A 25798-nucleotide genomic window follows, 5' to 3' on the forward strand; every position below is an offset into this window, starting at 1 on the left:
GCGGGCTGGCGCGGCGTGCGGGTCGGCGGCCCGTCGGGCGGCGGGCCGCGGGCCGCGGGTGGCGTGCGGGTCAACGCGGTGCACGGGAGGAGGGTCGGGGCGGGGCAGGATGCCGAAAGGGGCGGCGTCGCGTACAATGGCAAGGTTGCGTGCGTCAGCGCGCGACGACCGCTGTCCGGAACCGCCGGGCGTGCGGGAGAGAGGGAGCCGCTGGGCTCCCGCTCGAGAGAGGAAAAGGATATGGCACCCAAGAAAAAGGTGACCGGCCTGATCAAGCTCCAGATCAAGGCGGGCGCGGCCAACCCCGCGCCGCCCATCGGTCCGGCGCTCGGTCAGCACGGCGTCAACATCATGGAATTCTGCAAGGCCTACAACGCGGCGACCGAAGCCCAGCGCGGCAACGTCATCCCCGTTGAGATCACGGTCTACGAAGACCGCAGCTTCACGTTCATCCTGAAGACGCCCCCGGCCGCGGAGCTCATCAAGAAGGCCGCCGGCCTGGCGAAGGGTTCGCCCACGCCGCACACCACCAAGGTCGGCAAGCTGACCAAGGAGCAGGTCCGCGAGATCGCCACCACGAAGCAGCCCGACCTGAACGCGAACGACATCGAGGCCGCCACGAAGATCATCGCCGGCACCGCCCGCTCCATGGGCATCACGGTCGAGGACTGAGGGAGAGAAAAATGGCTACCAAGTCCAAGGCATTCCGCGCCGCTGCTGAGAAGATCGCGGCCGACACGTTCTACACCCCGACCGAGGCCGTCGCCCTCGCGAAGGAGACCGGCTCGAAGAAGTTCGACTCGACCGTCGAGGTCGCGCTGAAGCTCTCGGTCGACCCCCGCAAGGCCGACCAGATGGTCCGCGGCACGGTCATCCTGCCCCACGGCACGGGTAAGACCGCGCGCGTCATCGTCTTCGCCAACGGCCCCGCGGCCGAGGCGGCCCTGGCCGCCGGCGCCGACGAGGTCGGTGGCACCGAGCTCATCGAGAAGGTCGCCGGCGGATACACCGCGTTCGACGCGGCCGTCGCCACGCCCGAGCTCATGGGCCAGGTCGGACGCCTCGGTAAGGTCCTCGGACCCCGCGGCCTCATGCCGAACCCCAAGACCGGCACCGTGACCCCCAACCCGGCCAAGGCCGTCGAGGAGATCAAGGGCGGAAAGATCGAGTTCCGCGTCGACAAGCACGCCAACGTGCACTTCGTCGTCGGCAAGGCCTCGTTCTCGGCCGAGCAGCTCGACGAGAACCTCAAGGTCGCGCTCGAAGAGATCGTGCGTCTGAAGCCCTCGAGCTCCAAGGGCCGCTACATCCAGAAGGGCGCCGTCTCGACCACCTTCGGTCCCGGCATCCCGCTGGACGTCAACGTCATCGTCTGACATCCCCGCTGGACAGCCCCGTCGCGCCTCACGGCCGGCGGGGCTTTCCGTTTCCCGCCTCCGCCGTGCACGGACGTGCAACACAGCGTCATCCGGGAAGAGCCGGAGCTCCGCGCGTGTTGTGCTGGTGAACGCGCTTCGCGTTCTTCCTCCTCACACATGTCTGGAACAGCTATGCCCCGTCGTCGTCTGACCGTCCTCGCCGCCACCCTGGGCCTGAGCGCCCTCGCGCTCACCGCCTGCAGCGGCGGAGCCTCGTCGGGGACCGACACGAACGCCGGCTCGGAGTACGACCTCGTCACGGACGGCACCCTCACTGTGGCCACCGAGGGCACCTACCGCCCGTTCTCGTTCCACGAGGGGGCGGGAGAGCTCACCGGCTTCGACGTGGAGATCGCCGAGGCCGTCGCCGAGAAGCTCGGCCTCCAGGTGAAGTTCCAGGAGACGCAGTGGGATGCCATCTTCGCGGGCCTGGATGCCGGTCGGTTCGACGTGATCGCCAACCAGGTCTCGATCAACGCCGAGCGCCAGGAGAAGTACACCTTCAGCTCGCCGTACACCGTCTCGCGCGGAGTCATCGTGACCGACGAGGGTGACGACGCGATCTCGAGCTTCGCCGACCTCTCGGGCAAGACCACCGCGCAGTCGCTCACGAGCAACTGGTACGAGCTCGCCACCTCGAGCGGCGCGCAGGTCGAGGCCGTCGAAGGATGGGCGCAGGCCGTCGCTCTGCTGAAGCAGGGGCGCGTGGATGCCACGGTCAACGACCAGCTCACCTACCTTGACTACGAGAAGACGAACAGCCCCACGGGCCTGAAGATCGCCGCCGAGACCGAGGACACCTCCGAGAGCGCCTTCGCGTTCAAGAAGGGCCAGGACACCCTGGCGGATGCCGTCGACGGGGCGCTCGAAGAGCTGCGCGCCGACGGGACCCTCGCTGAGATCAGCGAGAAGTACTTCGGCGCCGACGTCACCGCGTAAGACGCGCGGCGGGGGTCGCTCCGGGTGAACGCTCCACGGTGACGTCGCCCGCAGCGACGTCACCGGCAGCGACGTCACCGGCAGCGATGCCCCGGAGCGACGCCGCTTAGCGGCGCGGCGGTCCGGCGCGACGCCGTCCGGCCGCGACGCGCATCGCGCGCCGTGTAAAGCCCCCGGGATCACCCGCCTCGCACGTCTACCGTGGGGGGCGGGTGATTCCGCGCTCGCGCGAGGATCCCCGAGCGCGCCGCACGCGATGCCGGGTGTGAGGTGCGCACCCGAGAGAAGGACGAAAGGCCCATGAACGATCTCTGGACCCTGCTGCTCGACTCCTTCTGGCCCATGCTGCTGGCGGGAATCACGGGCACGATCCCGCTGTCGCTCGCCTCGTTCGCGATCGGGCTCGTCATCGCCCTGCTCATGGCGCTGCTGCGGCTCTCGCCGAACGTGGTGCTGTCGGGGATCGCGCGCTTCTACATCTCGATCATCCGCGGCACGCCGCTCCTGGTGCAGTTGTTCGTCATCTTCTACGGCCTGCCGGCCGTCGGCATCGTCATCGACCCGTTCCCCGCGGCGGTCATCGCGTTCTCGCTGAACGTCGGCGGGTACGCCGCGGAGGTGATCCGGGCGGCGATCCTGTCGGTGCCCCGCGGGCAGTGGGAGGCCGCCCACACCGTCGGATTGTCGCCCGCCAAGACGCTGACGCGCATCATCCTGCCGCAGGCCGCGCGGGTGTCGGTGCCGCCGCTGTCGAACACGTTCATCTCGCTCGTGAAGGACAGCTCGCTGGCATCCCTGATTCTCGTCTCCGAGCTGTTCCGTCAGGCGCAGAACATCGCGGCATTCTCCTACGAATTCATGGCCGTCTACCTCGAGGCGGCGCTCATCTACTGGCTGTTCTGCCTCGTGCTGTCGTTCGGCCAGAACGCCCTCGAGAAGAGGTTGGACCGCCATGTCGCCCACTGATCCCACCGCCCCCCTGCTCGCCGTCACGGGCTTGCAGAAGAGCTTCGGCCCGAATCGCGTGCTCGACGGCGTCGACCTCGAGGTGCGTCGGGGCGACGTGCTCGTGCTCATCGGGCCCTCGGGCTCGGGCAAGACCACGGTGCTGCGCTGCCTGAATGCACTCGAGACCCCCGACGAGGGCGTCGTCGCCTTCGACGGCGGCCCCCGCGTGGACTTCTCGAACAAGGTGGCGAAAGCCGACCGCGCGGCGCTGCGCGACCGCTCGGCGATGGTGTTCCAGCATCACAACCTCTTTCCGCACCTCACCGTCATCCAGAACGTCGTCGAGGGGCCCGTGCAGGCGCACGGCGTTCCGCGGGCCGAGGCGACCGCGAACGCGGAGCGCCTTCTGGCGCGAGTGGGTCTGGCGGAGAAGCGCGACGCCTATCCCTCGGAACTCTCGGGCGGGCAGCAGCAACGCGTCGGGATCGTGCGCGCCCTTGCGCTGGAGCCCGACCTGCTGCTGTTCGACGAGCCGACGAGCGCGCTCGACCCCGAGCTCGTCGGCGAGGTGCTGAAGGTGCTGCGCGAGCTCGCCGACGAGGGGTGGACGATGGTGATCGTCACGCACGAGCTGGGCTTCGCGCGCGAGGTCGCCGACGAGGTCCTGTTCTTCGACGAGGGCGTGATCGTGGAACGCGGAGCGCCCGCGCAGCTGTTCACGCAGCCGCGGAAGGAGCGCACGCGCCGCTTCCTCGACCGCCTGCTGCGTCCGCTGGACGGCCCCGACCCGGAATGATCCGTCACCGCGTGCGGCGTCGGAACGCGTCGTGACCGGTCGCTCCGACACACGGCGTGCGACGCTGGAGGGGTGAACCGCCTCGAATCCCTCCTCGGTCTCGATCTGCCGATCGTGCTCGGCCCGTTCGGAGGACTGTCGTCCGTCGAGCTCGCCGCGGCCGTGAGCGAGGGCGGGGGACTCGGCTCGTTCGGGCTGTACGGGTACACCCCGGCGCGCATCCACGAGACGATCGAGCGCCTGCACGCCGCCACGACGCGCCCGTTCGCGGTGAACCTCTGGCTGCCCCGCGGCGACGAGGTGACCCCGGCGGAGGTCGACGTGCGCCCGTACCTGGATGCCGCGCGCCCGCTCTTCGAGGCGGCCGGGGTGCCGGTGCCCGTTCCGCCCGCGGAGTTCCTCCCGCCCATCGCCCCGCAGCTCGACGCCGTCTTCGACGCGCGACCCGCCGCGCTGAGCGTGGTGTTCGGCGTCCCGGATGCCGATCTGATCGGGCGCGCGCGGGAGCGCGGGATCGCGGTGGTCGGCACCGCGACGTCGGTGGCCGAAGCCCTCGCGCTGGAGGCGGCGGGCGTGGATGCGGTCGTCGCGACGGGGGCCGAGGCGGGCGGGCACCGCGTGTCGTTCCTCGACGACCCGGCGGATTCCCTCGTCGGCACCTTCGCGCTCGTGCCGCAGGTGGTCGACGCCGTGGCCGTCCCCGTGATCGCCGCGGGTGGGATCGCCGACCGTCGGGGCGTCGCAGCCGCGTTCGCCCTCGGCGCCGACGGCGTGCAGGTCGGCACCGCGTTCCTGCGCACCCGTCAGTCCGCCGCCACCGCCGCGCACCGCACGGCCCTCACGGGAGCCGCCGACACCTCCACACGCCTGACGCGGGCGTTGAGCGGGCGGCTGGCGCGCGGCATCCCGAATCACGCGATGCGCTCGATCGAGACATCGGGCATGATCGCGCCGTTCCCGGCGCAGAACTGGCTCACCGGCGTCTTCCGCCAGGCGGCGGCGGTCTCGGGCGACGGGGAGCTGCTGTCACTGTGGGCCGGGCAGGCCGCAGGGATCTCGCGACTCGACGACGCAGCCGCGCTGCTCGCCGAGCTGGCGGCGGGCGTGCCGGGCCGCTAGGCGGTCTCGCGGATCTCGAACCCCGCCGGGGGCTGCGCGGCGCCCTCGAGCACATCGACGTCGTCGACGCGGGCGGAGGGCGGCCCGTCGTGCGCCCACGCGATCACGCCCTCGACCGCGTCGGGGTCGCCGGAGACGACGGCCTCGACCGCCCCGTCACGACGATTGCGCACCCATCCGTCGGTTCCGAGGCGCCGGGCCTCGGCCTGCAGCGCGTAGCGGAAGCCGACGCCCTGCACGCGGCCGGTCACGGTGAGGGTCACAGTTCGCATCCCCCCATTGTTCCCCCATCGTCGTGGGGTCGTGGGGTCGTGGGGTCGTGGGGTTGAGGGGTGTGCGGTTTTGGAGTCTCACGGTCGTGGAGGTCGCGAGGTCGAGGGCGCGACGAAGGTCGCCGGGAGCGCGGCGGTTCCGAGGTCCCGGATCTCGCGACGGTCCCGAGGTCGAGTGCCCCGGGAGGCCCGAGCGCGATCCCCGGCGTCGGACGCCGAGCCGGCGGGCTCAATGGGGGAGCACGAGCGACACGGCGATGGCGATCATGACCACGGCGATGACCGCGTCGAGGACGCGCCAGGCGCGCGGGGTGTCGAGCCACCGGCCGAGGTGGCGGGCGCCGTACCCCAGCGCCGAGAACCACATCAGGCTCGCGACGCACGCCCCCGCCGCGAACGCCCATCGTCCGTCGCCGTGGGTGGACGCGACGGAGCCGAGCAGGAAGACGGTGTCGAGGTACACGTGAGGGTTGAGCCATGTCAGGGCGAGGCACGTCAGCAGCGTGGTGGCGAGGGTGGAGCGCGCGCGCACGGCCGTCGTGCCGGCATCCGAGGTCGAGGGCGCGGTCGAAGGCGAGGCGGCGCCGTCGACGTGCAGGGTGTCACCGGACGGTCGCAGCGCTCGCCGCGCCGCGAGCAGACCGTACCCGACGAGGAACGCCGCCCCGGCCCACCGGACGACGACGAGGAGCCAGGGCACGGCCTGCAGCACGAGGCCGACCCCGGAGACGCCCACGACGATGAGGACGGCGTCGGACACCGCGCACACCGCGACCACCGCGGGGAGGTGTTCGCGGCGGACCCCCTGCCGCAGCACGAAGAGGTTCTGCGCGCCGATCGCGACGATGAGGGAGAAGCCGAGACCGAGGCCGGCGAGCAGAGACGGGAGCACGACTCCGACGGTAGGCGCGCGAGTGAATGAAGACCAGTTCATGATTCTGTCGGCCCGTTAGCATGACTTCATGTCCATCTCACTCGATCTCGCCCGCACCCTCGCCGTGGTCGTGGAGGAGGGGACTCTGGATGCCGCCGCCCGGCGTCTGCACGTGACACCGTCGGCTGTGAGCCAGCGCGTGCGGGCTCTCGAGGATCAGCTCGGTCGCGTCGTCCTCGTGCGCTCGAAGCCGGTGCGTACGACCGAGGCCGGCGACGCCGTCGTGCGCCTCGCGCGACAGCTGACACTGCTCGAGCACGATGCGCTCGCGGCGATCGGCGCCGAGGGCGGGACCACGGCGACGGTGCCCCTCGCGGTGAACGCGGACTCGCTCGCCACGTGGTTCCTGCCACCGCTGGCGCGGGTGGCCGAGCGGCGGGCCGTGGTCTTCGACCTGCACCGCGACGACCAGGACTTCACGGCGCGGCTCCTCGAATCGGGGACGGTGATGGCCGCCGTCACCTCGCGCGAGGCGCCGGTCGCGGGCTGCCGGGTGCGACGCCTCGGCATCCTTCGCTACGAGGCGGTGGCGACGGGGGCTTTCGCCCGACGGTGGTTCCCGGACGGGGCGGATGCCGTGGCCCTGGCATCCGCGCCCCTCGTCGATTTCGACCGGCGCGACGACCTGCAGACCCGCTGGCTCGCGCGGCGCGGCATCGCCGTCGCGGATCCGCCACGCCACCGCGTCCCCGCCTCGCAGGACTTCGCGACCGCTGTCGGGCTCGGACTCGGCTGGGGACTGCTGCCCGGATTCCAGTCATCGGCGGGGCTGGAGGCGGGCGATCTGGTGCGTCTGGGCGACGATCCGGTCGACGTGCCGCTCTTCTGGCAGCAGTGGAACCTGACGTCGCCGCTGCTCGACGAAGTGGCCGAAGAGATCGTGGCGGAAGGACGTCGCCGGCTGGCGGGGGAGTGAGGTCAGCCGCCGCTCACCCGCAGCACGATCTTGCCGCGCGTGTGCCCGCGCTCGATCTCGGCGTGGGCCTCGGCGGCGTCGACGAGGTCGAAGACCCGATCGACGTAGACGCGCACCGCCCCGGAGTCGAGCAGGCGGGCGATCGTCGCGAGGGCACCGCCGTCGGGGATCGTCTTGAAGTCGGTCGAGCGGATGCCGCGTGCCGAGGCGGCCTCGCGAAAGCCCGGCCACGCGCCCGTGGGCACCTCGATCAGCAGTCCGCCGGGGCGCAGGACGTCGAGTGAGCGCGTCCCGGTGTCGTCGGAGACGTTGCCGATGAGGTCGATCACGACGTCGACGGGCTCGACGACGTCTTCGAAGCGGGTGGAGGTGTGGTCGACGACCTGGGCCGCGCCGAGCTCGCGGAGCCACTCGAGGTTGCGCGGCGACCCCGTGGCGATGACGTGCGCGCCGAAGTAGGCCGCGAACTGCACGGCGAAGTGGCCGACGCCGCCGCTGCCGGCGTGGACGAGGATGCGCTGGCCCTGGTGGGCGAGGGCGGTTTCGACGACGAGACCCCACGCGGTGAGGGCGGCGAGGGGCACCCCGGCGGCCTCGACGTGTGAGAGTGACGAGGGCTTGCGCGCGAGCGAGAGAGTGGGGACGACGGCGTACTCGGCGTAGCCGCCGGGCGTGCGGGGGAACGCGGCCATGCCGTACACCTCGGTTCCGACGGGGAACGGGTGGGCGTCGAACGGGGACCGCACGACGACGCCGCTCACGTCGAAACCGAGGACGGCGGGCCAGGATCCGACGGCCGCCGACATGCCGCGACCGGCGCGGGTCTTCGCGTCGATCGGGTTCACGCCCGCCGCGACCACCCGCACGAGCACCTCGCTGAGCACGGGGGCGGGCGCCGCGACCGTGTCGACACGGAGCGCCTCGGCCGATCCCGGCGCGTCGAGCACCACGGCATCCATGGTGTCGGGCACCGCGGGTGCGGGGTGGAGGGCGGTCTCGGGACGCGTCGATCGGAATCTCATCGGGCGCTCTCTCTCGCGTGCGGCGGTGTCGACGGCGGCTCCGCCGCGATCCCCTCAGTCAACCCCGCCATTGTCTCGACGGTGTTACACCGCCGTCACCGTGTCGCGAAGCCCGGATCGCCCCGCCGGCGCCCCGCCGGCGCCCGGCGGCGTCAGTCGCGCGGCGGGACCTCGCCGACGGCCAGCGCGTGCAGCAGGGCGGAGAGGTGGCGGATGTCGTCGATCGTCCAGTCGGCGATCGCGTCGAAGAGGCGGCTCTCGTGCGGGGCGCGCGCGTCGGCGAGGCGGCGGTGGCCGAGCTCGGTCACCGCGATGAGACGCGAGCGACGGTCGTTGGGGTCGGGCGTGCGCGTGACCAGCCCGAGCTCCTCGAGCTCGGTGATCGAGCGGCTGAGGAAACCCTTGTCGGCCGCGAGTCGCTCGGCGAGCGCTGAGAGGGTCAGGGGGCCGAAGCGGCTGACGACCGACAGCGCCTTGAACGTCGCGGGGAGCATCCCGGGACTGACCCGTTCCGCCGCCTCCGAGACGAAGCGGCGGAACACGGTCATGAGCTCCGAGAACGACGACTCCAGGGCCTGTACGGCCTCGCGGCGGTCCTCGTCCGATTCGCTCATCACGTCAGCCATCCTCTCCCATCCCGGCCTCGGGGCGCGCACGGCGCGGGGAGACGGCATCCTGCGTGGGGACGGTTCCGGTCGCCGCGAGCGTCGCCATGCCCTCGGGGACCGAGACGGTGGCGAAGTCCGCTTCGCTGGCGGCCACGCGCTCGGTGGTCGTCATGCGCGTGAGCGGGCGGTTGGGCAGGAACAGGATCGCGATGAGGCTGACCACGGCCACGGGGACCGCGATGAGGAAGGAGTGCGCGATCGACTGGGCGTAGATGTCCTCGACGATGATCCGGACACTCTCGGGCAACGTCGAGACCTGGGGGATGGCACCGGACTGGAGGGTCTGCGCGACGGCGGCGCCGTTCGCGCCCAGCCCCATGATCGCCGTCTTCAGATCGTCGGCGCGATCGGTGAACAGGCTCGTCGCCATGCTCGCCAGCGCGGCTCCCATGACCGAGACGCCGATGGTGCCGCCGAGGCTGCGGAAGAACGTCACGCCCGAACTCGCCGCGCCCATCTGGGCGGGGTTGGCGGTGTTCTGCACGACGAGCACGAGGTTCTGCATCGTCATGCCGACGCCCGCGCCCAGCAGGGCCATGTAGAGCGAGACGAGCGTGAAGTTCGTGTCGTAGTGGATCGTCGACAGCAGGAACGACCCGGCGATCAGCAGCACGCCGCCGGCGATGAGGAACGGCTTCCACTGTCCGAAGCGCGAGATGAGGGCGCCCACCACGATCGACGACACCAGGAGTCCGGCGATCATCGGGATGGTCATGACACCGGCTTCGGTGGGCGTGGCGCCACGGGCCATCTGCATGTACTGGCTCAGGAACACCGAGGTGCCGAACATCGCGAGGCCCGTGGCGATCGAGGCGATCGTGGCGAGGGTGAACGTGGCGTCGCGGAACAGCGTGAGCGGAACGAGGGGCTCCGACGAGCGCAGCTCGACGACGATGAACAGGATCGCCGCGAGCACGGCGCCGCCGACCATGAGGATCGTCTCCACGCTGGCCCACTCGAACGACGAACCGGCGTTCGTGACCCAGATGAGGATGAGCGAGACGGCGGTCGACAGCAGCACGATGCCGAGGTAGTCGATCTTCACCGTGCGCTTCGCGCGGACCGGGAGGTGCAGGGTGCGCTGCTGGATGAGCAGGGCGGCGACGGCGAAGGGGAGCGCGACGAAGAAGTTCCACCGCCACCCGAAGGCGTCGGTGATGACGCCGCCCAGGAGCGGGCCGCCGACCGTGGCGACGGCCATGACCGCGCCGAAGAGACCCATGTAGCGACCGCGCTCGCGCGGGCTGATGATGTCGGCCATGATCACCTGGCTGAGCGCGGCGAGTCCTCCGGCACCCAGGCCCTGCACGGCGCGGAAGCCGATCAGCATCTCGGTGTTCTGCGAGAAGCCGGCGGCGGCGGTGGCGAGCACGAAGATCGCGATCGCGACCTGGATGAGTACCTTGCGATCGAACAGGTCGGCGAGCTTGCCCCAGATGGGGGTGGAGATCGCGGTGGTGAGCAGGGTCGCGGTGATGACCCAGGTGTAGGCGTTCTGGTCGCCCGACAGGTCGTGCACGATGACCGGCAGCGACGTCGAGACGACGGTCGAGGCCAGCATCGACACGAACGTGCCGAGCAGTAGCCCGATGAGGGCCGGGAGCACGCGCCGCTGGGCGGTGGTCTCGGAGGGGATGGTGGTCATGCGGAACTCCACGGAAGGGACGGATGCCGCGACGACGATGGCGCGATTAGTTGACTGATGTCAACGATACGTCCAATGCTTGACTTGCGTCAACTATTAATCGAGGAGCGCGAGGGCGCGATACCTGTCCGTCGGCTCCGGGCGCGCCGGTTCGGGGCGCGGCTGGCGCGCCTGCATCGTGCGGCGGTAGAGCTCGTCGATGAGGGAGGTGGCCAGACCCACGAGCGTGGCGATCTCACGCTCGTCGCGGTCGACCCACTGGCAGCGCGGCTCATCGCCGACCGGCACGAAGCCGTCGTGCTGCTCCCAGGCGACGAGGGTGCGCTCCGCACCCAGCACGTGCTGCTGCCACCAGATCTGCCGCATGTAGGTGCGGGGGATCGATCGCCAGGCCTTGTTGGTCGTCTTGATCTCGGCGAGCACGACCCGGCCTTCGCCGTCGACCACGACGCCGTCGGGGGTGGCCAGGTGTCGCTTCTCGACCACCGCGTGGTACAGCGCCGACGACGGACGGATGCCGTGCGTCGCGGCGACCCAGGCGGCGATCTCGGGCTCGCGGCGCCGACCGTGGGCGGTGAAGGCGTTGCCGGAGAAGTTCGAGCCCAGGAGCTTGGCATCCGCCGCACGGGAGATGGCGTTCGCGCTGGTGAGGGTCGCGACGTCGGTGGCGGTGATCCCGCGGGAGCGCGCGCGGATCCAGGCCACACGATCGCGCGAGTCGGCGACGATGCGAGCGTCGAGGTCGGCGCTGCGCGACGCGACGAGCTCGGGGGACATGCATTCGACCATAACCCCGCCGACCCGAGGAGTGCCTGCGAGGCCCGGCGCGTCGGCATCCGGGGTCTTGTGGTCGAAGTAAGGGTGACCTAAGTTGTTCGCATGAGCCCGAATCCGTCGTCCGCGCGCCGACCCGACGGCGGTCGGTGGAGCGACCTCGAGGGAGCGGTGCTGCTCGGCGGCGACGCGCAGAACGTCCCCGAGATGCGGCGGATCGCCGCGGCCCTCTCTCCCGCCGCGCACCTGACCGTTCTCGTCGAGGTGTGCGGGTGGGAGCAGGTCGGGGTGATCGACGCGGGCGAGGGGCGGGTGAGCTGGCTCGATCGCACGATCGCGGGCGAACTGCGGCCGCGTGGCGAGCGTCTGGCCGCCGCGATCCACGCCTGGTGCGCCGAATGGGCCTGCGGCGACGAGCCGGTCTGCACGGTCTGGCTCGGCGCCCGGACGCCTTCGCGCATCGTGCGCATGACCCGCGCCCTGCTGCCGGAGCCGCGGGTGTCGTGACGCGGGTGGTCCGCGGGGGTGGCCGCGGTGGGTGGCCGCGGGGGTGGGCCGCGGTGGGTGGGCCGCGGTGGGTGGCCGTGGGGCTGGCCCGCGCGGGTCGCCCGCGGCGGCCTGCGAAATGACGAGCGTCTCGCGAGATGACACGGGCTTCACCGTCATCGAGGGTCATCTCGGTAGACGGGGGCTACCTCGCTCGGCGGGGGAGGCAGTCCTCCCCAGGCGGTGTAGACGGTGGGCTGTCCACGGATGGGGGCGGCGGGGGAGCGGGGCCGTAGGCGGCTGGGCGAGTATCGGCGTGTGCGGTCGGGGCAGCTGAGGTGGGGCGACGATGTCGCGATGTACACGCGCGAGCATCTACTCTCGCGCGGGGTGAAGGCGGACGCGCTGGCGCGCGCGTCTCGTGAGGGGCCATGGCTGCGTCTGCAGTCCGGCGTGTACGTCGATCGCGCAGCGCATCTCGAGCGGCGCCCCGCTGAGCGGCATCGTGTCGCCGTCGACGCAGCCATGTGGTCGACGCGTGGAGGGTCTGCGGTCGTCTCGCACCTGTCGGCCGCGGTCGTTCACGGACTCCCGCAGTACCGTTTCGGTGATCGCGCGGTCGAGGTGACGCTGGCCGGCGCAGGCAAAGGGTCGAGTCGCGCCGGTCTCCGGCGTCACCTCGATGCGCTTCCTGACGAGGATGTCGCCGTGATCGACGGCATCCCGTGCACGACCCTCGACCGGACCGTCTTCGATGTCGCGCGAACGGCGTCGCTCGAGATGGCGGTCAGCTGTGCCGATGCCGCGCTGCGACGCGAGGCGATGTCCTCGCGACGCTTCGACGCGGTCGCTCAAGAGCGCTGGCGTGAGCGTCTGCGCGAACGCGCCGACCGCGCGGCGGGTCGGCGCGGCATCCGTCGGGCGCGCTGGGTCATCGAATTCGCCGACGGTCGCGCGGAACTCCCCGGGGAGAGCGTGAGTCGGCTGCAACTGCACCGCATCGGCTTCCGCGACATCGATCTTCAGGTCGCCGTCGCCGGACCGAACGGTACGAACTTCTTCGTCGACATCGCGCTGGGCGAGGTGCAGACGTTCTTCGAGTTCGACGGTGAGACGAAGTACCGCGATGAAACCGTGCGCGGCGGCCGCTCCGTCGAGACCGTGGTGCTCGCCGAGAAGCGGCGGGAGGACTGGATCCGTGGTGTGACGCAGTGGCGCCTGTGCCGAGGAGGTTTCGGCGACATCCGCACACCCGAGATGCTCGCCGCGCGCCTCGCCGCGTTCGGCGTGCGCCCTCCCCGGTGACGCGCGGGTCGGTCGCTTCGGACAATCGATCTCGTTGCCGGTGGCCCGACGAGGCCCGACGTGCTCGCCGATCGCCGCCGTGTACGGGTGTGGCCGCGAGCGGCTGGCCGCACGTGTGCCGGTCGCTTTTGCGGGTGGGTGGGGTCGCGGTGGGGGTTGGCCGGGGCGGTGCCGGGCGGTGGTGCGGGTCGGTGGGGTCGCGAGGTGACCGGTGAACGCCGAGATGACTCGGCTTTGACACGAATCGGGGGTCATCTCGGGAGGGGCGGTGTGTTTCGGCGGCGTGGCGGCCTGGTGGGGGTTGGCCCCGCGGGTGCCGGTCGGTGCTGCGGGTCGGTGGGGTCGTGAGGTGACCGGTGAACGCCGAGATGACTCAGCTTTGACGCGAATCGGGAGTCATCTCGGGAGGGGCGGTGTGTTTCGCTGGCGTGCTGGCGTGCTGGCGTGCTGGCGTGCTGGCGTGCTGGCGTGCTGGCGTGCTGGCGTGCTGGCGTGCTGGCGTGCTGGCGTGCTGGCGTGGCGGCGTGGTGGCGTGGTGGGGGTTGGCCGTGGCGGCGTGGCGGCGTGGTGGCGTGGTGGGGGTTGGCCGTGGCGGTGCCGGTCGGTGTTGCGGGTCGGTGGGGTCGCGAGGTGACCGGTGAACGCCGAGATGACTCGGCCTTGACGCGAATCGGGAGTCATCTCGGGAGGGGCGGTTTGTTTCGGCGGCGTGCTGGCGTGCTGGCGTGGTGGCGTGGTGGGGGTTGGCCGTGGCGGTGCCGGTCGGTGCTGCGGGTCGGTGGGGTCGCGAGGTGACCGGTGAACGCCGAGATGACTCAGTTTTGACGCGAATCGGGAGTCATCTCGGGAGGGGCGGTGTGTTTCGCTGGCGTGGTGGCGTGGTGGCGTGGTGGCGTGGTGGCGTGGTGGCGTGGTGGCGTGGTGGCGTGGCGGGGTTGCGGCGCGGCAGCACGGTGGCGGCGGGAGGGCGCGGGCGGATTGGCCATGGGGGCGGACGTCGGGTACAGTGGAGCCCAAGCCAAAGACCGTCGGTCATCGGAGTGCTCGCATTCCGATCGAAGCGTCTGCTGAGAAGCAGGGACCTACGCAGGTGACATGAACTCCTCCCGATCGGGAATCCGAGCTCCGTGCGCCTGCGCCGGAGCTCTTCTTTTTTGCCCAGACCCCGGTGTCTTCGGCCGGCGCCCCGTCATCGCGGAGCGCCTCGTACACACAAGGAGTGGCCATGGCGCAGAAGGATGCATCGGTCGCCGAGCTCACGAAGCACTTCGAGAACTCGACCGCCGTTCTGCTGACCGAGTACCGCGGTCTGACGGTTGCCCAGCTCAAGCAGCTGCGCAACGACATCCGTCAGGACGCGGATTACGCCGTGGTGAAGAACACGCTGACCAAGATCGCCGCGGCAAACGCGGGGGTCACGGGACTGGACGACGAGCTCAAGGGCCCGTCTGCCATCGCGTTCGTGCACGGCGACCCTGTCGCCGTCGCGAAGGGCCTGCGTGCCTTCGCCAAGGCTAACCCTCAGCTCGTGGTGAAGGGCGGCTACTTCGATGGCGCCGCTCTGACCGCGGATGAGGTCAACAAGCTCGCCGATCTCGAAAGCCGTGAAGTCCTGCTGGCGAAGCTCGCCGGCGCGATGAAGGCGACGATGACCAAGGCGGCATACGTCTTCCAGGCGCTTCCGTCGAAGGCCGTTCGCACGGTCGACGCGCTGCGCGAGAAGCAGGACACCGCGGCCTGACCCGGCCCGGCTGATTAACCCGATCAAGGAGATACAACATGGCTAAGCTCAGCACCGAAGAGCTGCTCGACGCGTTCAAGGAGCTCACGCTCATCGAGCTGTCCGAGTTCGTCAAGGCGTTCGAGGAGACCTTCGACGTCACCGCCGCCGCCCCCGTGGCCGTGGCCGGCCCCGCCGCCGGTGGCGCCGCCCCCGCCGAAGAGGTCGAGGAGAAGGACTCGTTCGACGTCGTCCTCGAGGCCGCCGGTGACAAGAAGATCCAGGTCATCAAGGTCGTCCGCGAGCTCACCTCGCTCGGCCTCGGCGAGGCCAAGGCCGTCGTCGACGGTGCCCCCAAGGCCGTGCTCGAGGGCGCGAACAAGGAGACCGCCGAGAAGGCCAAGGCTTCCCTCGAGGAGGCCGGCGCCACGGTGACCCTGAAGTAATTTCAGACACACCGTCGCTTTCCGCGATACACGAAGCCCCGGATGCCATCGGCATCCGGGGCTTCGTCGTTCCCGGGGCCCGAGTTGTCGATGGCATCCGGGGCTTCGTCGTTCCCGGTGCGGGCGTTCGTCGTCGGTGGGGGAGGGAGCCCCGCGGAGGGGGACCGGAATTCACCGGATCGAAACGAGAAGTTGCTGGGAAAACCGTATGGGCATCGTTTACGGTCGTGGAGAACCCCCCGTCGATCCCCCCACCCGACGTCGTCTGTTCGTGGCACGTTCGTTCGTGCGTCGGTATCTGGAGACTCATGCCTTCCGCTGCACCGCGCGTGCCCGCACGCCGTTTCACGACCGCACTGAGCGCCGCCCTCGGCGCCGCTCTGCTCGGCTCGGCCCTCGTCCCGCTCCCGGCCTTCGCGGCCGACGGCTCGAGGGTGGTGATCAATGAGGCCTATCTCAAGGGCGGGAGCGCGAACGCGCCGTTCAGCCAGAAGTTCGTCGAGCTCTACAACGCCGGTGACACCGCCCAGGACCTGAGCGGATGGTCGTTGCAGTACCGTTCCGCCGCGAGCGTCGCCGCCCCCACGGGCGCGAACACGCAGGCGCTCACGGGTTCGATCGCCCCCGGCGCGTCCTACCTCGTCGCCCTGCCGGGCAACGGCGACAACGGTGCGCCCCTGCCCGCCGCCGACGCGACGAGCACCGGCCTGAACCCCTCGGGGACGACCGGTCAACTGTTCCTCGCGAACGTCGCCGAGCCGCTCGCGCTGCCCGCCGGCCCGGTCGACGACGACCGGGTGGTCGACTTCCTGGGCTACGGCGCCGGTGCCAGCTTCGAGACCGCCCCGGCGGTCGTCGACGGAGGCAACTCGACCCCGAACGCCCTGGTGCGCACGGATCACATCGACATCGACGACAACTCCGCCGACTTCACCAGCACCACCACGGTGACGCCGCAGGGGTCCGCGGGTGCGGCGCCCGAGCCCCAGCCCAGCACACCGCCGACCACGGAACCCACGCAGCCCGCGCCCACCGGCGCCCCCGAGCCCGGCGACGTGACGTCGATCCGCGACATCCAGGGGACGGGCGCCACCACGCCGCTGCCCGACACCACCGTGACCACGCGCGGCGTCGTGACCGCTGCCTACTCCACCGGCGGATACAACGGCTTCTTCCTGCAGACCCCCGGCACGGGGGGTGCGATCGACCTCGATGCGCACACCGCGTCGGACGCCATCTTCGTCTACGGGTCCGCCGCCACCGCCGCCGTGAGCGCGGGCGATCACGTGGAGGTCACCGGCACCGCGGGTGAGTACTACGGCCAGACCCAGATCACCGCCGACGCCGCCGGCATCGAGGTGCTCGCGGAGAAGGCCGAGGCCGTGAGCCCCGCCGAGATCACGTGGCCCAAGACCGACGAGGAGCGCGAGCGCTTCGAGGGCATGCTCCTCGCACCGCAGGGCGACTTCACCGTCACGAACACCTACTCCACCAACCAGTACGCCGAGGTGGGCCTGGCTGCGGGCACGACCCCGCTGCGCACCCCGACCGACGTCGCCCGCCCCGGCACCCCCGCCTACGTGGCAGCAGTCGCCGACAACAACGCCCGGGCCGTGGTGCTGGACGACGGTGCGTCGCTGAACTTCGCGCGCACCGCGCAGGACGTTCCGCTGCCCTACGTCTCGCTCACCGAGCCGGTGCGCGTCGGCGCCCCCGTGACCTTCACCCGCCCCGTCGTGCTCGACTTCCGCAACAACGTCTGGAAGTTCCAGCCGACCGAGCAGCTGACCGTCGACAATGCCGCGGCGGTACAGCCGGCGACGTTCGCGAACACCCGCACGACGGCCCCCGAGCCCGTCGGCGGGAACGTGACGATCTCGAGCTTCAACGTGCTGAACTACTTCACCACGACCGCGGAGAGCGTCGGATGCACCTCGACCTACGACGACCGTGAGGGCAACCCCATCACGGCCGACACCTGCCCCGCCCCCGGCCCCCGCGGCGCGGCGGACGCGGTCAACCTCGAGCGTCAGCAGGCCAAGATCGTCGCGGCCGTGAACGGCCTCGGCGCGGACGTCGTCTCGCTCGAGGAGATCGAGAACTCCGCCGCCTTCGGCAAGGACCGCGACGAGGCGCTCTCGACGCTGGTCGACGCCCTCAACGACGCCCTGGGCGCCGAGGAGTGGGCGTTCGTGCCCTCGCCCGCCGACCTCCCGGCGTCTGAGGATGTCATCCGCACGGCGTTCATCTACAAGACGGAGGTCGTCGCCCCGGTCGGCGACAGCGTCATCCTCGACGACCCCGCTTTCGCCAACGCCCGCCAGCCCCTGGCTCAGGCGTTCGCCCCGGTGGACGACGAGAGGGCCGCGATCCTGGCGATCGTGAACCACTTCAAGTCCAAGGGCGACAGCCGACCGGCGGCCACGGGCGACAACGCCAACGGCATCCAGGGCGCCTTCAACGGCGACCGCGTGCGTCAGGCCGAGGCTCTCGGCGCCTTCGCCGAGGAGCGTTCGGCGGCGGTCGGCACCGACGACGTGTTCCTGCTCGGCGACTTCAACGCCTACACGCAGGAAGACCCGATCGAGAAGCTCCGGTCGTTCGGTTTCGAGCCGCTCGAGGCGGGCACGGGCAAGTACTCGTACTCGTTCAGCGGGCAGTCGGGGTCGCTCGACCACGTGCTGGCGTCGCCCTCGGCGCGCGAGCTGGTGACCGGCACCGACATCTGGAACATCAACGCCGTCGAGGCGATCGCCCTGGAGTACAGCCGGTACAACAACAACGTGCTCGACTTCTACGAGGAGTCGCCGTACCGGTCGAGCGATCACGACCCGGTGGTGGTGGGCCTCGACCTGTCGTCGACGACCGAGCTCAATCTGCTCAACATCAACGACTTCCACGGGCGCATCGACGCAAACACCGTGAAGTTCGCGGGCACGATCGAGCAGTTGCGGGCGGAGGGCGGCGAGGACAACTCCCTCTTCCTCTCCAACGGCGACAACATCGGCGCCTCCCTGTTCGCCTCGTCGAACGCCGGCGACCAGCCGACGCTCGACGTCCTCGACGCGCTCGACCTCGCGGCATCCGGTGCCGGCAACCACGAGTTCGACAAGGGCGCCGACGACCTCGTCGGACGCGTGAGCGACCTCGCCGACTTCCCCTATCTCGCGGCGAACGTCTACCGCGACGGTCAGCCGCTGCTGCCGGGCTACACGATCATCGAGGTCGACGGGCTGCGCGTCGGCGTCATCGGCGCGGTCACCGAGGAGACGGCGTCGCTTGTCTCGCCGGGCGGCATCGAGGGCGTGGAGTTCCGCGAGCCGGTGGCCGAGGTCAACCGTGTCGTCGCCGAGATCCGCGACGACGTCGACGTGCTCGTCGCCGAGTATCACGAGGGCGCGGCCCAGGGCGACGGCTCCGGGGCCACGCTGGACGACGCCCTTGCCGCGGGCGGCGCGTTCGAGCGGATCGTCACGAAGACGGATGCCGACGTGGATGCCATCTTCACCGGTCACACGCACGAGGAATACGTCTGGGATGCGCCCGTCCCCGGTGGTGACGGCACCCGACCGGTGCTGCAGACCGGCAACTACGGCGAGAACATCGGACAGATCGTGCTCACCGTCGACGACGACAGTGGCGAGGTCGTCGACCACACCGCCCGCAACGTCCCGCGCCTCGCCGCGGAGGCGGTGAAGGACGATCCCGTGAAGACGGCGGAGAACAGCATCGCCCTCGACGCCGAGCTCATCGCGACCTACCCGCGGGTGGCCGAGGTGGCGGAGATCGTCGCGCAGGCGCTCGCCGACGCCGCGGTGGTCGGCTCGCAGCCGGTCGGTTCGGTCACGGCCGACATCACCACCGCCTTCACCGGTGGCGCGTACGTCGACGGCGTCTACACCGGCGGTCAGCGCGACGACCGGTCGCGACCCTCGGCGCTGGGCTCGCTGGTGGCCGACGCCCTGCTCGCGACCCTCGACGACCCCGACCGCGGGGGCGCCGACATCACCGTGGTCAACCCCGGCGGTCTGCGGGCGGAACTGCTGCGCGGCGACGACGGCGTGATCACCTTCGCCGAAGCCAACGCGGTGCTGCCGTTCGTGAACAACCTGGGCACGACCAGCCTCACCGGCGACCAACTGCGCCGCCTCCTCGAGCAGCAGTGGGGTGACGCGGCCGGCCGCGCCGCCACGCTCGCCCTCGGCGTCTCCGAGAACGTGCGCTACACCTACGACTCCGAGCGGGCGCCGGGTGAGCGCATCACGGGCGTCTGGATCGACGGGATGCCGGTCGAGCCGGACGCGTCGTACCGCGTAGGCTCCTTCAGCTTCCTGCTGCAGGGCGGCGACGCCTTCTCGGTGCTCGCCGAGGGATCCGACACGCGGGATTCCGGCCTGATCGACCGCGACGGATGGATCGCCTACCTGCAGCAGAACCCCGGCCTGTCGCCGGACTTCGGTGTGCGGGCCGTGGAGGTCCGGGGCGCCGACACGGAGGTCTCCCGCGGAGACCAGGCGCGGTTCACGGTGTCGGGCCTCGACCTCACATCGCTCGGCAGCCCCGCCACGACGGAGCTGACCGTGACGGTGGGCGCGGCGGCGCCCGTGATCGTTCCGGTCTCCGACGGCACCGCGCAGGTGACCCTGGACATCGCGGCCGACGCCCCCGATGCCCTGGACGTCACGCTCGCGACGGCGTCGGGCACCACGGCGACCGTGCCGCTGCGCGTCGTGGACGCGGCCGCGGGCGGGGGGTCCGACGGGTCCGACGGCGCGGCCGGCGGCTCCGCCGGCGGTTCGGGCGACGGGTCCGCCGCCGGCGGTTCGGGCGCACTGCCGGTCACCGGTGCCGACACGGCGTGGATGGGCGCGGGCGTGCTCGCCGCCCTCGCGTTGCTCGGCCTGGGCGTGGTCCTGCGACGGCGGTCCCCGCGCTCCGTCGAGTGATCGCAGCGCGATGACGACACGGCCCCGGATGCCATGGCATCCGGGGCCGTTCCTCGTTCGGGGAGCGCGGCTCAGGAGCCCCGCGGGGGAGCGGTCGTCGATCGCACGACGAGGCGCGTGTCGGCCTCGGTGCGCCGGGCCGGCTCGGCGGTGCCTTCGATCATCGACAGCAGGATGCGGGTGGCCTCGACGCCCTGGGCCTGCGGGAACTGCTCGATCGTGGTGAGCGAGAACATCTCGGCGTAGTCGTGACCGTCGATGCCGACGACGCTCAGTTCCGTGGGTACGGAGATGCCCATGCGCCGCGCCGCGATGATGACGCCGATCGCGACCTCGTCGCACGCCGCGACGACGCCCGTGGGACGCGACGCCGCGTCGGCCAGGAACGACGCGGCCGCGGCGTAGGCGTCGGTGATCGTGAGGGTCGACGGAACGCTGCGGATGCGCACGGCCAGGCCGTGGTCGTTCATCGCGTTGCGGTAGCCGATCGAGCGTTCATCGACGTCTTTCGCGGGCGCGTCGGTCGGAGGCGTGCTTCCGACGAAGGCGATGTCGGTGTGGCCGAGTGCGATCAGGTGCTGCGTGATGATGCGCGTGATGGCGATGTTGTCGAGTCCGAGGGTGGGTACCCCGGAGAGGGCGTTCCCGATGCTCACCACGGGCTTGCCGATGTTGGCGAGCCGTTCCAGATCGGCATCGTCGGGTTCGAGGGCCACGGCGATGATGCCGTCGAAACGCTTGCGTGCGAGATACGTGGAGTACAGACTCTCGCGATCGTGGGAGCCGGGCTCGGCGACGTACAGGGTGACGTCGTAGCCCAGGGGGATGAGCGTGCGTTCGACGCCCTCGACGATGGAGCCGAAGTACCAGCGGTTGACCTTCGGGACGATGAGAGCGATGGTGCGCGTGCGCCCGGTCGCCAGGCTCACGGCGCTCGTGGACGGCACATAACCGAGCGACGCGGCGGCGTCGGAGACGCGGCGACGCGTGTCGTCGGAGACGTAGCCGCCGCCCGTGAGGGCACGGCTCGCCGTCGACTTCGACACACCGGCCAGGCGTGCCACATCGGCGATTCCGCTCATGCGTGGTCTTCCTCGTGAGGCGTCGACGTCCGTGTCGACGTCGAAGAAGAGTATCCGACATTTCGAAAAACTGGAACCGGTTCCCGGCGGGTGAACTCTCGATTGACCGCGTCTTTCCGCTAGTTACCGGTTCGTGACCTGGCGCGTGTTGCAAGTCGGGTGGATTGCCTCTACGGTTGCCTGGAATCGGTTCCCGACAGGATCCGAGGCACCACAGAACTCAAAGAGGAGAGACCACATGGGTATGTCACAGCGGTATCGCCTGCTGGCTCCCGTCGGACTGCTGGCGGTCGGTGCGATCGCTCTCGCGGGCTGCGCCGAAGGCGACAGCGGCGGATCGAGCGGGTCGGGAGGCGAGACGACCGTCCGCATCTCCGGCGGCATCACCGGTACCGAGGCCGACGCGCTGAACCAGAGCTTCGATCAGTTCACCCAGGACACCGGCATCAAGGTCGTCTACACGGGAGACAAGAGCTTCGAGGGCAACATCGTCACGAAGGTGTCGGGTGGCGACGCCCCCGATATCGCCATCGTCCCGCAGCCGGGTCTGCTCAAGACCCTCATCGGCACCGGCGAGGTGCAGAAGGCCTCCGACGCCGTCTCGTCCAACGTCGACGAGTACTGGGGCGAGGACTGGAAGTCGTACGGCACCGAGGACGGCACGTTCTACGCCGCGCCCATGCTCGCCAACCTGAAGGGCTACGTCTGGTACTCCCCGACGAAGTTCGCGGAGTGGGGTGTCGAGGTTCCCAAGACGCTCGATGAGCTCATGACGCTGACCGCGACCATCCAGCAGAAGACCGGCGCCGCCCCGTGGTGCGCCGGCTTCGCCTCCGACGCCGCTTCGGGCTGGCCCGGAACCGACTGGGTCGAGGACATGGTGCTCCGCCTCTCCGGCCCCGAGGTGTACGACCAGTGGGTCGCCAACGAGGTCAAGTTCACCGACCCGCAGATCAAGCAGGCCTTCGACGCGGTGGGCGACATCCTCCTCAACCCCGCGTACGTCAACGCCGGCTTCGGCGACGTCAGCAGCATCAACTCGACCGCCTTCGCCGATGTCGCCGCCAAGGTGGCCGACGGCAGCTGCCCGATGACGCACCAGGCGTCGTTCCTCTCGGCCAACTTCCTGACGGTCACCAACGCCGCGGGCGAGACCCCGACGATCGCCCCCGACGGCGACGTGTACGCGTTCCTGACCCCCGGCGTCACCGAGGGTGAGCTCGCGGTCGAGGGCGGCGGCGAGTTCGTCGCGGCCTTCTCCGAGGACGAGAGTGTGCAGAAGGTCGCCGAGTTCATGTCGACGCCCGAGTTCGCCGACGCCCGCGTGAAGCTCGGCGGCGTGATCTCCGCCAACAAGGGCGCCGACCCGTCGCTCGCCTCCAGCGAGTTCCTCACCGAGGCGATGAAGACGCTGCAGGACCCGAAGACCACGGTCCGTTTCGACGCGTCCGACCTGATGCCGGCCACCGTCGGCTCGGGCTCGTTCTGGAAGGGCATGGTCAGCTGGATCGACGGAACGCCCACCGACGAGGTGCTCAGCAACATCCAGGCCGGCTACGACAACTGATCGACGCCGACCGATCGATGGGCCGCCCGCGACGCGGGCGGCCCCTCCGGTCCATACTCATATTCCGCCCCACGCACCACGCGGGCACTCATCGATGAGCACGAAGGCGTGTTCGGGAGGGACGTCATGACCGATATCAAGAACGCGGAGACGACGCCGTCGGCGTCACCCCCGCCGAGCGGGCGGGTCGCACCGCCGCGGCGCGGTTCCGCCAAGACCCGTCGGACCACGCTGCTCGTGGTCCTCGTGGGACTCATCCTGGTGGTGGCCCTGTTCCTGTTCATGGTGACGCGGGCCCCCGCCGACACCAAGCCGACCACGCTCGGCTTCTCGCTGAACAGCTTCTTCATCTGGCTCGGCGGATTGAGCCCCATCGCGCAGATCCCGCTCGTGCTCGTCGCCTTCGGCGCCGTGGTCGGCATCCTCCTGCTGCTCATCGAGTACGCGCCGCGCTCGGGGAAGGGCTATTTCTGGCTGCGCCTGGTCGCGTGCTTCGCGATCCCGGTGCTCGCCTTCATGCTGCTGCGCCCCTACCAGAACGCCGTGATCTACGTGCTCGGCATCGCCATCATCCTCGGCGCGATCCTCTTCTACGCCGACTACCGCTCGCGGCAGGGCGCCGGCTACCTGTTCCAGCTGATCCTGTTCGCGGCTCCCGCTGCCATCCTGCTGCTGCTCGGACTCGTCTACCCGGCCATCACGACGTTCTTCCAGTCGTTCTTCGACAAGACCGGCGAGAACTTCGTGGGCTTCGAGAACTACATCTGGACGTTCACGAACCCCGAGGGTTTCTGGTCGGTCATCAACACGCTCATCTGGGTGCTGCTCGCCCCCACCATCGCGACCGCGATCGGTCTCGCCTACGCGGTGTTCATCGACCGCGCGGCGGGGGAGAAGTACCTCAAAGTGCTCATCTTCATGCCCTTCGCGATCTCCTTCGTCGGAGCCGGCATCATCTGGAAGTTCGTCTACGACTTCCGCCAGGGTGACCAGCTCGGCATCCTGAACGCGATCGTCACGGCGTTCGGCGGTCAGCCGATCTCGTGGCTGTCGGCGGCCCCGCTGGTCAACACGCTCCTCCTCGTCGTGGTGTTCATCTGGAGCCAGACCGGGCTCGCGATGGTCATCCTCTCGGCGGCCATCAAGGCCGTCCCGACGGAGCAGAACGAGGCCGCCGAACTCGACGGCGCGAGCGCTTGGGAGCGGTTCATCAACGTCACCGTCCCCGGCATCCGGTCCTCGCTGATCGTGGTGCTCACCACCATCGCCATCGGCGCGCTGAAGATCTACGACATCGTCGCCGTGATGACGGGTGGCCGCAACGACTCGACCGTGCTCGCCTTCGAGATGGTCAACCAGCAGCAGCGCTTCCAGAGCTACGGGCACTCCGCGGCGCTGGCGGTCGTGCTGTTCATCTTCGTGCTGCCGCTGATCATCTTCAACGTGCGCCAGATCCGGAAGCAGAGGGAAGTGCGATGACCACCTCCACCGTGGTGCTCGAGCCCACCACCGACAAGCGCTCGGCACGGCAGGTCGCCCGCGACACGCGCAAGCACGAGGCCATGGCGCGCAAGCGTCTCACCTCGAAGGGCGCCACGATCGCGGCCATCGTGATCGCGTTCTTCTGGACGATCCCCACGTTCGGTCTGCTCGTGACCTCGTTCCGCCCCGGCTCCGACACGCAGTCCACCGGCTGGTGGACGGTGTTCACCGACCCGGCGTTCACGCTCGAGAACTACCGTCTCGCGCTGACCTCGGGCGGGACGGCGCTGACGCTGGCGCAGTCGTTCCTGAACTCGCTGGCGATCACCATCCCGGTCGTGCTGTTCGCGCTGGCCATCGCGTCGCTCATCGCGTACGCCTTCGCGTGGATCGACTTCAAGGGCCGCAACTTCTTCTTCATCTTCATCTTCGCGCTGCAGATCGTGCCGTTGCAGATGGCCCTCGTGCCGCTGCTGACGCTCTTCTCGCGGGGACTGACGATCAACGAGGTCACGATCTTCCCGGGCTTCGATCTGCGCGGCGTCGAGCACAGCTTCGCCACCGTCTGGATCGCACACGTGATCTTCGCGATGCCGCTGGCGATCTTCCTGCTGCACAACTTCATCGCCGAGATCCCCGGTGAGGTCATCGAGGCCGCCCGCGTGGACGGTGCCGGACACGGGCAGATCTTCTTCCGCCTGATCCTGCCGCTCGCGGCTCCCGCGCTGGCGTCGTTCGCGGTGCTGGAGTTCATCTGGGTGTGGAACGACCTGCTGGTAGCGACGATCTTCGCGCCGTCGTCATCCCTGCCACTGACGCAATCGCTCAACTCGCTCTCGGGCACGTGGGGCGACCAGTGGTTCCTGCAGTCGGCCGGTACCTTCATCTCGATCCTGGTGCCGCTGATCGTGTTCTTCCTCCTGCAGCGCTTCTTCGTGCGGGGCCTGCTGGCCGGCGCGACGAAGGGCTGATCGCGGTCCGACCGAGGGCGTGGCATCCGCACGGGTGTCACGCCCTTCGTCGTCTCGCCGCTGGCATCGGCGTGCACGCTGGACCGGGGGCGGCGCGCGCAACCGCGGGCGGCGCGCTTTTCCGCGCGCGGGTCGCGTTCATGCGTGGGGTGGGGCGGATGCCGCGGGGTGGGGGCGGGGGCGGGGGCCGGGGCGGGGCTGTTGGCGGTGCCGCTGGCGCGGGTGTGGGCTGCATAAACGGCATCCGCGCCGGGAAACGCGAGGAGGGCGTGTTTATGCGTGCGGATCGCGTTTATGCGTGGGGTGGGGCGGATGCCGTGGGGCCGGGATGGGGCTGGGGCC

At 70.1% G+C, this 25798-nt stretch carries 22 protein-coding genes; 15 read left to right on the plus strand and 7 right to left on the minus strand.

What is annotated here, in order from left to right; all coding sequences use genetic code 11:
* The first annotated feature begins 240 nt into the window (after nucleotides 1–240).
* The 6 genes from rplK to ACK4LS_RS11865 all read left to right on the plus strand — a co-directional run bounded on the left by rplK (nucleotide 241) and on the right by ACK4LS_RS11865 (nucleotide 5220).
* Nucleotides 241–672: a 50S ribosomal protein L11 gene (gene rplK, locus ACK4LS_RS11840; RefSeq protein ID WP_409717348.1), complete on the plus strand. Its 432-nt coding sequence runs from the start codon at nucleotides 241–243 to the stop codon at nucleotides 670–672.
* A gap of 11 nt (nucleotides 673–683) precedes the next feature.
* Nucleotides 684–1376: a 50S ribosomal protein L1 gene (gene rplA, locus ACK4LS_RS11845; protein WP_409717350.1), complete on the plus strand. Its 693-nt coding sequence runs from the start codon at nucleotides 684–686 to the stop codon at nucleotides 1374–1376.
* A gap of 174 nt (nucleotides 1377–1550) precedes the next feature.
* A complete protein-coding gene (locus tag ACK4LS_RS11850) occupies nucleotides 1551–2357 on the plus strand; it encodes an amino acid ABC transporter substrate-binding protein (protein ID WP_409717352.1) in 807 nt (268 codons plus the stop codon).
* Nucleotides 2358–2657: 300 nt separating this feature from the next.
* Entirely contained in the window at nucleotides 2658–3323 is a 666-nt protein-coding gene (locus tag ACK4LS_RS11855) for an amino acid ABC transporter permease (RefSeq protein WP_409717354.1), read from the plus strand.
* Nucleotides 3310–4101 (plus strand): amino acid ABC transporter ATP-binding protein, encoded by a 792-nt coding sequence (locus ACK4LS_RS11860; protein ID WP_409717356.1) that lies wholly within the window; start codon nucleotides 3310–3312, stop codon nucleotides 4099–4101. Before ACK4LS_RS11855 ends, ACK4LS_RS11860 begins: the two co-directional genes overlap by 14 nt.
* A gap of 72 nt (nucleotides 4102–4173) precedes the next feature.
* Nucleotides 4174–5220, plus strand: a complete 1047-nt coding sequence (locus ACK4LS_RS11865) for an NAD(P)H-dependent flavin oxidoreductase (RefSeq protein ID WP_409717358.1) — start codon at nucleotides 4174–4176, stop codon at nucleotides 5218–5220.
* On the opposite strand, the gene ACK4LS_RS11870 is transcribed toward ACK4LS_RS11865, so the two are convergent.
* Both ACK4LS_RS11870 and ACK4LS_RS11875 read right to left on the minus strand, forming a co-directional pair.
* Entirely contained in the window at nucleotides 5217–5492 is a 276-nt protein-coding gene (locus tag ACK4LS_RS11870; RefSeq protein ID WP_409717361.1) for an acylphosphatase, read from the minus strand. The genes ACK4LS_RS11865 and ACK4LS_RS11870 overlap by 4 nt on opposite strands.
* Nucleotides 5493–5721: 229 nt before the next feature.
* The gene (locus tag ACK4LS_RS11875) at nucleotides 5722–6426 is read right to left on the minus strand and encodes a LysE/ArgO family amino acid transporter (RefSeq protein ID WP_409717363.1); all 705 of its coding nucleotides are present in this window, start codon (nucleotides 6424–6426) and stop codon (nucleotides 5722–5724) included.
* 28 nt (nucleotides 6427–6454) lie between these two features.
* Here ACK4LS_RS11875 and ACK4LS_RS11880 point away from each other — a divergent pair, with 28 nt between their 5' ends.
* Nucleotides 6455–7342, plus strand: coding sequence for a LysR family transcriptional regulator ArgP (locus ACK4LS_RS11880; RefSeq protein ID WP_409717365.1), 888 nt, complete (start codon nucleotides 6455–6457; stop codon nucleotides 7340–7342).
* Nucleotides 7343–7344: 2 nt separating this feature from the next.
* Here the strand turns inward: ACK4LS_RS11880 and ACK4LS_RS11885 are convergent, their stop codons facing one another.
* From ACK4LS_RS11885 to ACK4LS_RS11900, 4 genes are all read right to left on the minus strand, one after another.
* Complete coding sequence (locus ACK4LS_RS11885; protein ID WP_409717367.1) at nucleotides 7345–8364, minus strand: NADP-dependent oxidoreductase; 1020 nt, start codon at nucleotides 8362–8364, stop codon at nucleotides 7345–7347.
* A 152-nt stretch (nucleotides 8365–8516) separates the two neighbouring features.
* A complete protein-coding gene (locus ACK4LS_RS11890) occupies nucleotides 8517–8978 on the minus strand; it encodes a MarR family winged helix-turn-helix transcriptional regulator (RefSeq protein ID WP_409717369.1) in 462 nt (153 codons plus the stop codon).
* Nucleotides 8979–8982: 4 nt separating this feature from the next.
* Nucleotides 8983–10677, minus strand: coding sequence for an MDR family MFS transporter (locus ACK4LS_RS11895; RefSeq protein WP_409717371.1), 1695 nt, complete (start codon nucleotides 10675–10677; stop codon nucleotides 8983–8985).
* Between the two features lie 96 nt (nucleotides 10678–10773).
* Entirely contained in the window at nucleotides 10774–11454 is a 681-nt protein-coding gene (locus tag ACK4LS_RS11900; RefSeq protein ID WP_409717373.1) for a YqaJ viral recombinase family protein, read from the minus strand.
* A gap of 102 nt (nucleotides 11455–11556) precedes the next feature.
* On the opposite strand from ACK4LS_RS11900, the gene ACK4LS_RS11905 reads away from it, so the two are divergent.
* The 5 genes from ACK4LS_RS11905 to ACK4LS_RS11925 all read left to right on the plus strand — a co-directional run bounded on the left by ACK4LS_RS11905 (nucleotide 11557) and on the right by ACK4LS_RS11925 (nucleotide 20354).
* A complete protein-coding gene (locus ACK4LS_RS11905; protein WP_409717375.1) occupies nucleotides 11557–11958 on the plus strand; it encodes a hypothetical protein in 402 nt (133 codons plus the stop codon).
* 336 nt (nucleotides 11959–12294) lie between these two features.
* Nucleotides 12295–13242 (plus strand): hypothetical protein, encoded by a 948-nt coding sequence (locus ACK4LS_RS11910; protein ID WP_409717377.1) that lies wholly within the window; start codon nucleotides 12295–12297, stop codon nucleotides 13240–13242.
* A gap of 1225 nt (nucleotides 13243–14467) precedes the next feature.
* On the plus strand, nucleotides 14468–14983 hold the full coding sequence (gene rplJ, locus ACK4LS_RS11915) for a 50S ribosomal protein L10 (RefSeq protein WP_055838805.1): 516 nt from the start codon (nucleotides 14468–14470) through the stop codon (nucleotides 14981–14983).
* A gap of 38 nt (nucleotides 14984–15021) precedes the next feature.
* Nucleotides 15022–15408 carry a 50S ribosomal protein L7/L12 gene (rplL, locus tag ACK4LS_RS11920; RefSeq protein WP_251508684.1) on the plus strand — a complete coding sequence of 129 codons (387 nt, stop codon included), beginning with the start codon at nucleotides 15022–15024 and terminating at the stop codon, nucleotides 15406–15408.
* 329 nt (nucleotides 15409–15737) lie between these two features.
* Nucleotides 15738–20354 (plus strand): ExeM/NucH family extracellular endonuclease, encoded by a 4617-nt coding sequence (locus ACK4LS_RS11925; RefSeq protein ID WP_409717380.1) that lies wholly within the window; start codon nucleotides 15738–15740, stop codon nucleotides 20352–20354.
* Between the two features lie 71 nt (nucleotides 20355–20425).
* Here ACK4LS_RS11925 and ACK4LS_RS11930 read toward each other — a convergent pair whose 3' ends face one another.
* The gene (locus tag ACK4LS_RS11930; protein ID WP_409717382.1) at nucleotides 20426–21436 is read right to left on the minus strand and encodes a LacI family DNA-binding transcriptional regulator; all 1011 of its coding nucleotides are present in this window, start codon (nucleotides 21434–21436) and stop codon (nucleotides 20426–20428) included.
* A gap of 238 nt (nucleotides 21437–21674) precedes the next feature.
* On the opposite strand from ACK4LS_RS11930, the gene ACK4LS_RS11935 reads away from it, so the two are divergent.
* The 3 genes from ACK4LS_RS11935 to ACK4LS_RS11945 all read left to right on the plus strand — a co-directional run bounded on the left by ACK4LS_RS11935 (nucleotide 21675) and on the right by ACK4LS_RS11945 (nucleotide 25456).
* Entirely contained in the window at nucleotides 21675–23003 is a 1329-nt protein-coding gene (locus ACK4LS_RS11935) for an ABC transporter substrate-binding protein (protein ID WP_409717384.1), read from the plus strand.
* Between the two features lie 126 nt (nucleotides 23004–23129).
* A complete protein-coding gene (locus ACK4LS_RS11940) occupies nucleotides 23130–24482 on the plus strand; it encodes a carbohydrate ABC transporter permease (protein WP_409717386.1) in 1353 nt (450 codons plus the stop codon).
* Entirely contained in the window at nucleotides 24479–25456 is a 978-nt protein-coding gene (locus ACK4LS_RS11945) for a carbohydrate ABC transporter permease (RefSeq protein ID WP_409717388.1), read from the plus strand. The genes ACK4LS_RS11940 and ACK4LS_RS11945 overlap by 4 nt, the downstream gene beginning before the upstream one ends.
* Nucleotides 25457–25798: the final 342 nt, after the last annotated feature.

This window comes from Microbacterium sp. (genome assembly GCF_046295495.1).
GTDB lineage: Bacteria > Actinomycetota > Actinomycetes > Actinomycetales > Microbacteriaceae > Microbacterium.

Coding starts and splice junctions, on each gene's coding strand:
- rplK (WP_409717348.1), top strand. CDS start 241: ATGGCACCCAAGAAAAAGGTGACCGGCCTGATCAAGCTCCAGATCAAG.
- ACK4LS_RS11895 (WP_409717371.1), bottom strand. CDS start 10,677: ATGACCACCATCCCCTCCGAGACCACCGCCCAGCGGCGCGTGCTCCCG.
- ACK4LS_RS11900 (WP_409717373.1), bottom strand. CDS start 11,454: ATGTCCCCCGAGCTCGTCGCGTCGCGCAGCGCCGACCTCGACGCTCGC.
- ACK4LS_RS11905 (WP_409717375.1), top strand. CDS start 11,557: ATGAGCCCGAATCCGTCGTCCGCGCGCCGACCCGACGGCGGTCGGTGG.
- ACK4LS_RS11945 (WP_409717388.1), top strand. CDS start 24,479: ATGACCACCTCCACCGTGGTGCTCGAGCCCACCACCGACAAGCGCTCG.
- ACK4LS_RS11910 (WP_409717377.1), top strand. CDS start 12,295: ATGTACACGCGCGAGCATCTACTCTCGCGCGGGGTGAAGGCGGACGCG.
- ACK4LS_RS11930 (WP_409717382.1), bottom strand. CDS start 21,436: ATGAGCGGAATCGCCGATGTGGCACGCCTGGCCGGTGTGTCGAAGTCG.
- ACK4LS_RS11890 (WP_409717369.1), bottom strand. CDS start 8,978: ATGAGCGAATCGGACGAGGACCGCCGCGAGGCCGTACAGGCCCTGGAG.
- ACK4LS_RS11935 (WP_409717384.1), top strand. CDS start 21,675: ATGGGTATGTCACAGCGGTATCGCCTGCTGGCTCCCGTCGGACTGCTG.
- rplJ (WP_055838805.1), top strand. CDS start 14,468: ATGGCGCAGAAGGATGCATCGGTCGCCGAGCTCACGAAGCACTTCGAG.
- ACK4LS_RS11880 (WP_409717365.1), top strand. CDS start 6,455: ATGTCCATCTCACTCGATCTCGCCCGCACCCTCGCCGTGGTCGTGGAG.
- ACK4LS_RS11860 (WP_409717356.1), top strand. CDS start 3,310: ATGTCGCCCACTGATCCCACCGCCCCCCTGCTCGCCGTCACGGGCTTG.
- rplA (WP_409717350.1), top strand. CDS start 684: ATGGCTACCAAGTCCAAGGCATTCCGCGCCGCTGCTGAGAAGATCGCG.
- ACK4LS_RS11940 (WP_409717386.1), top strand. CDS start 23,130: ATGACCGATATCAAGAACGCGGAGACGACGCCGTCGGCGTCACCCCCG.
- rplL (WP_251508684.1), top strand. CDS start 15,022: ATGGCTAAGCTCAGCACCGAAGAGCTGCTCGACGCGTTCAAGGAGCTC.
- ACK4LS_RS11870 (WP_409717361.1), bottom strand. CDS start 5,492: ATGCGAACTGTGACCCTCACCGTGACCGGCCGCGTGCAGGGCGTCGGC.
- ACK4LS_RS11875 (WP_409717363.1), bottom strand. CDS start 6,426: ATGAACTGGTCTTCATTCACTCGCGCGCCTACCGTCGGAGTCGTGCTC.
- ACK4LS_RS11885 (WP_409717367.1), bottom strand. CDS start 8,364: ATGAGATTCCGATCGACGCGTCCCGAGACCGCCCTCCACCCCGCACCC.
- ACK4LS_RS11855 (WP_409717354.1), top strand. CDS start 2,658: ATGAACGATCTCTGGACCCTGCTGCTCGACTCCTTCTGGCCCATGCTG.
- ACK4LS_RS11850 (WP_409717352.1), top strand. CDS start 1,551: ATGCCCCGTCGTCGTCTGACCGTCCTCGCCGCCACCCTGGGCCTGAGC.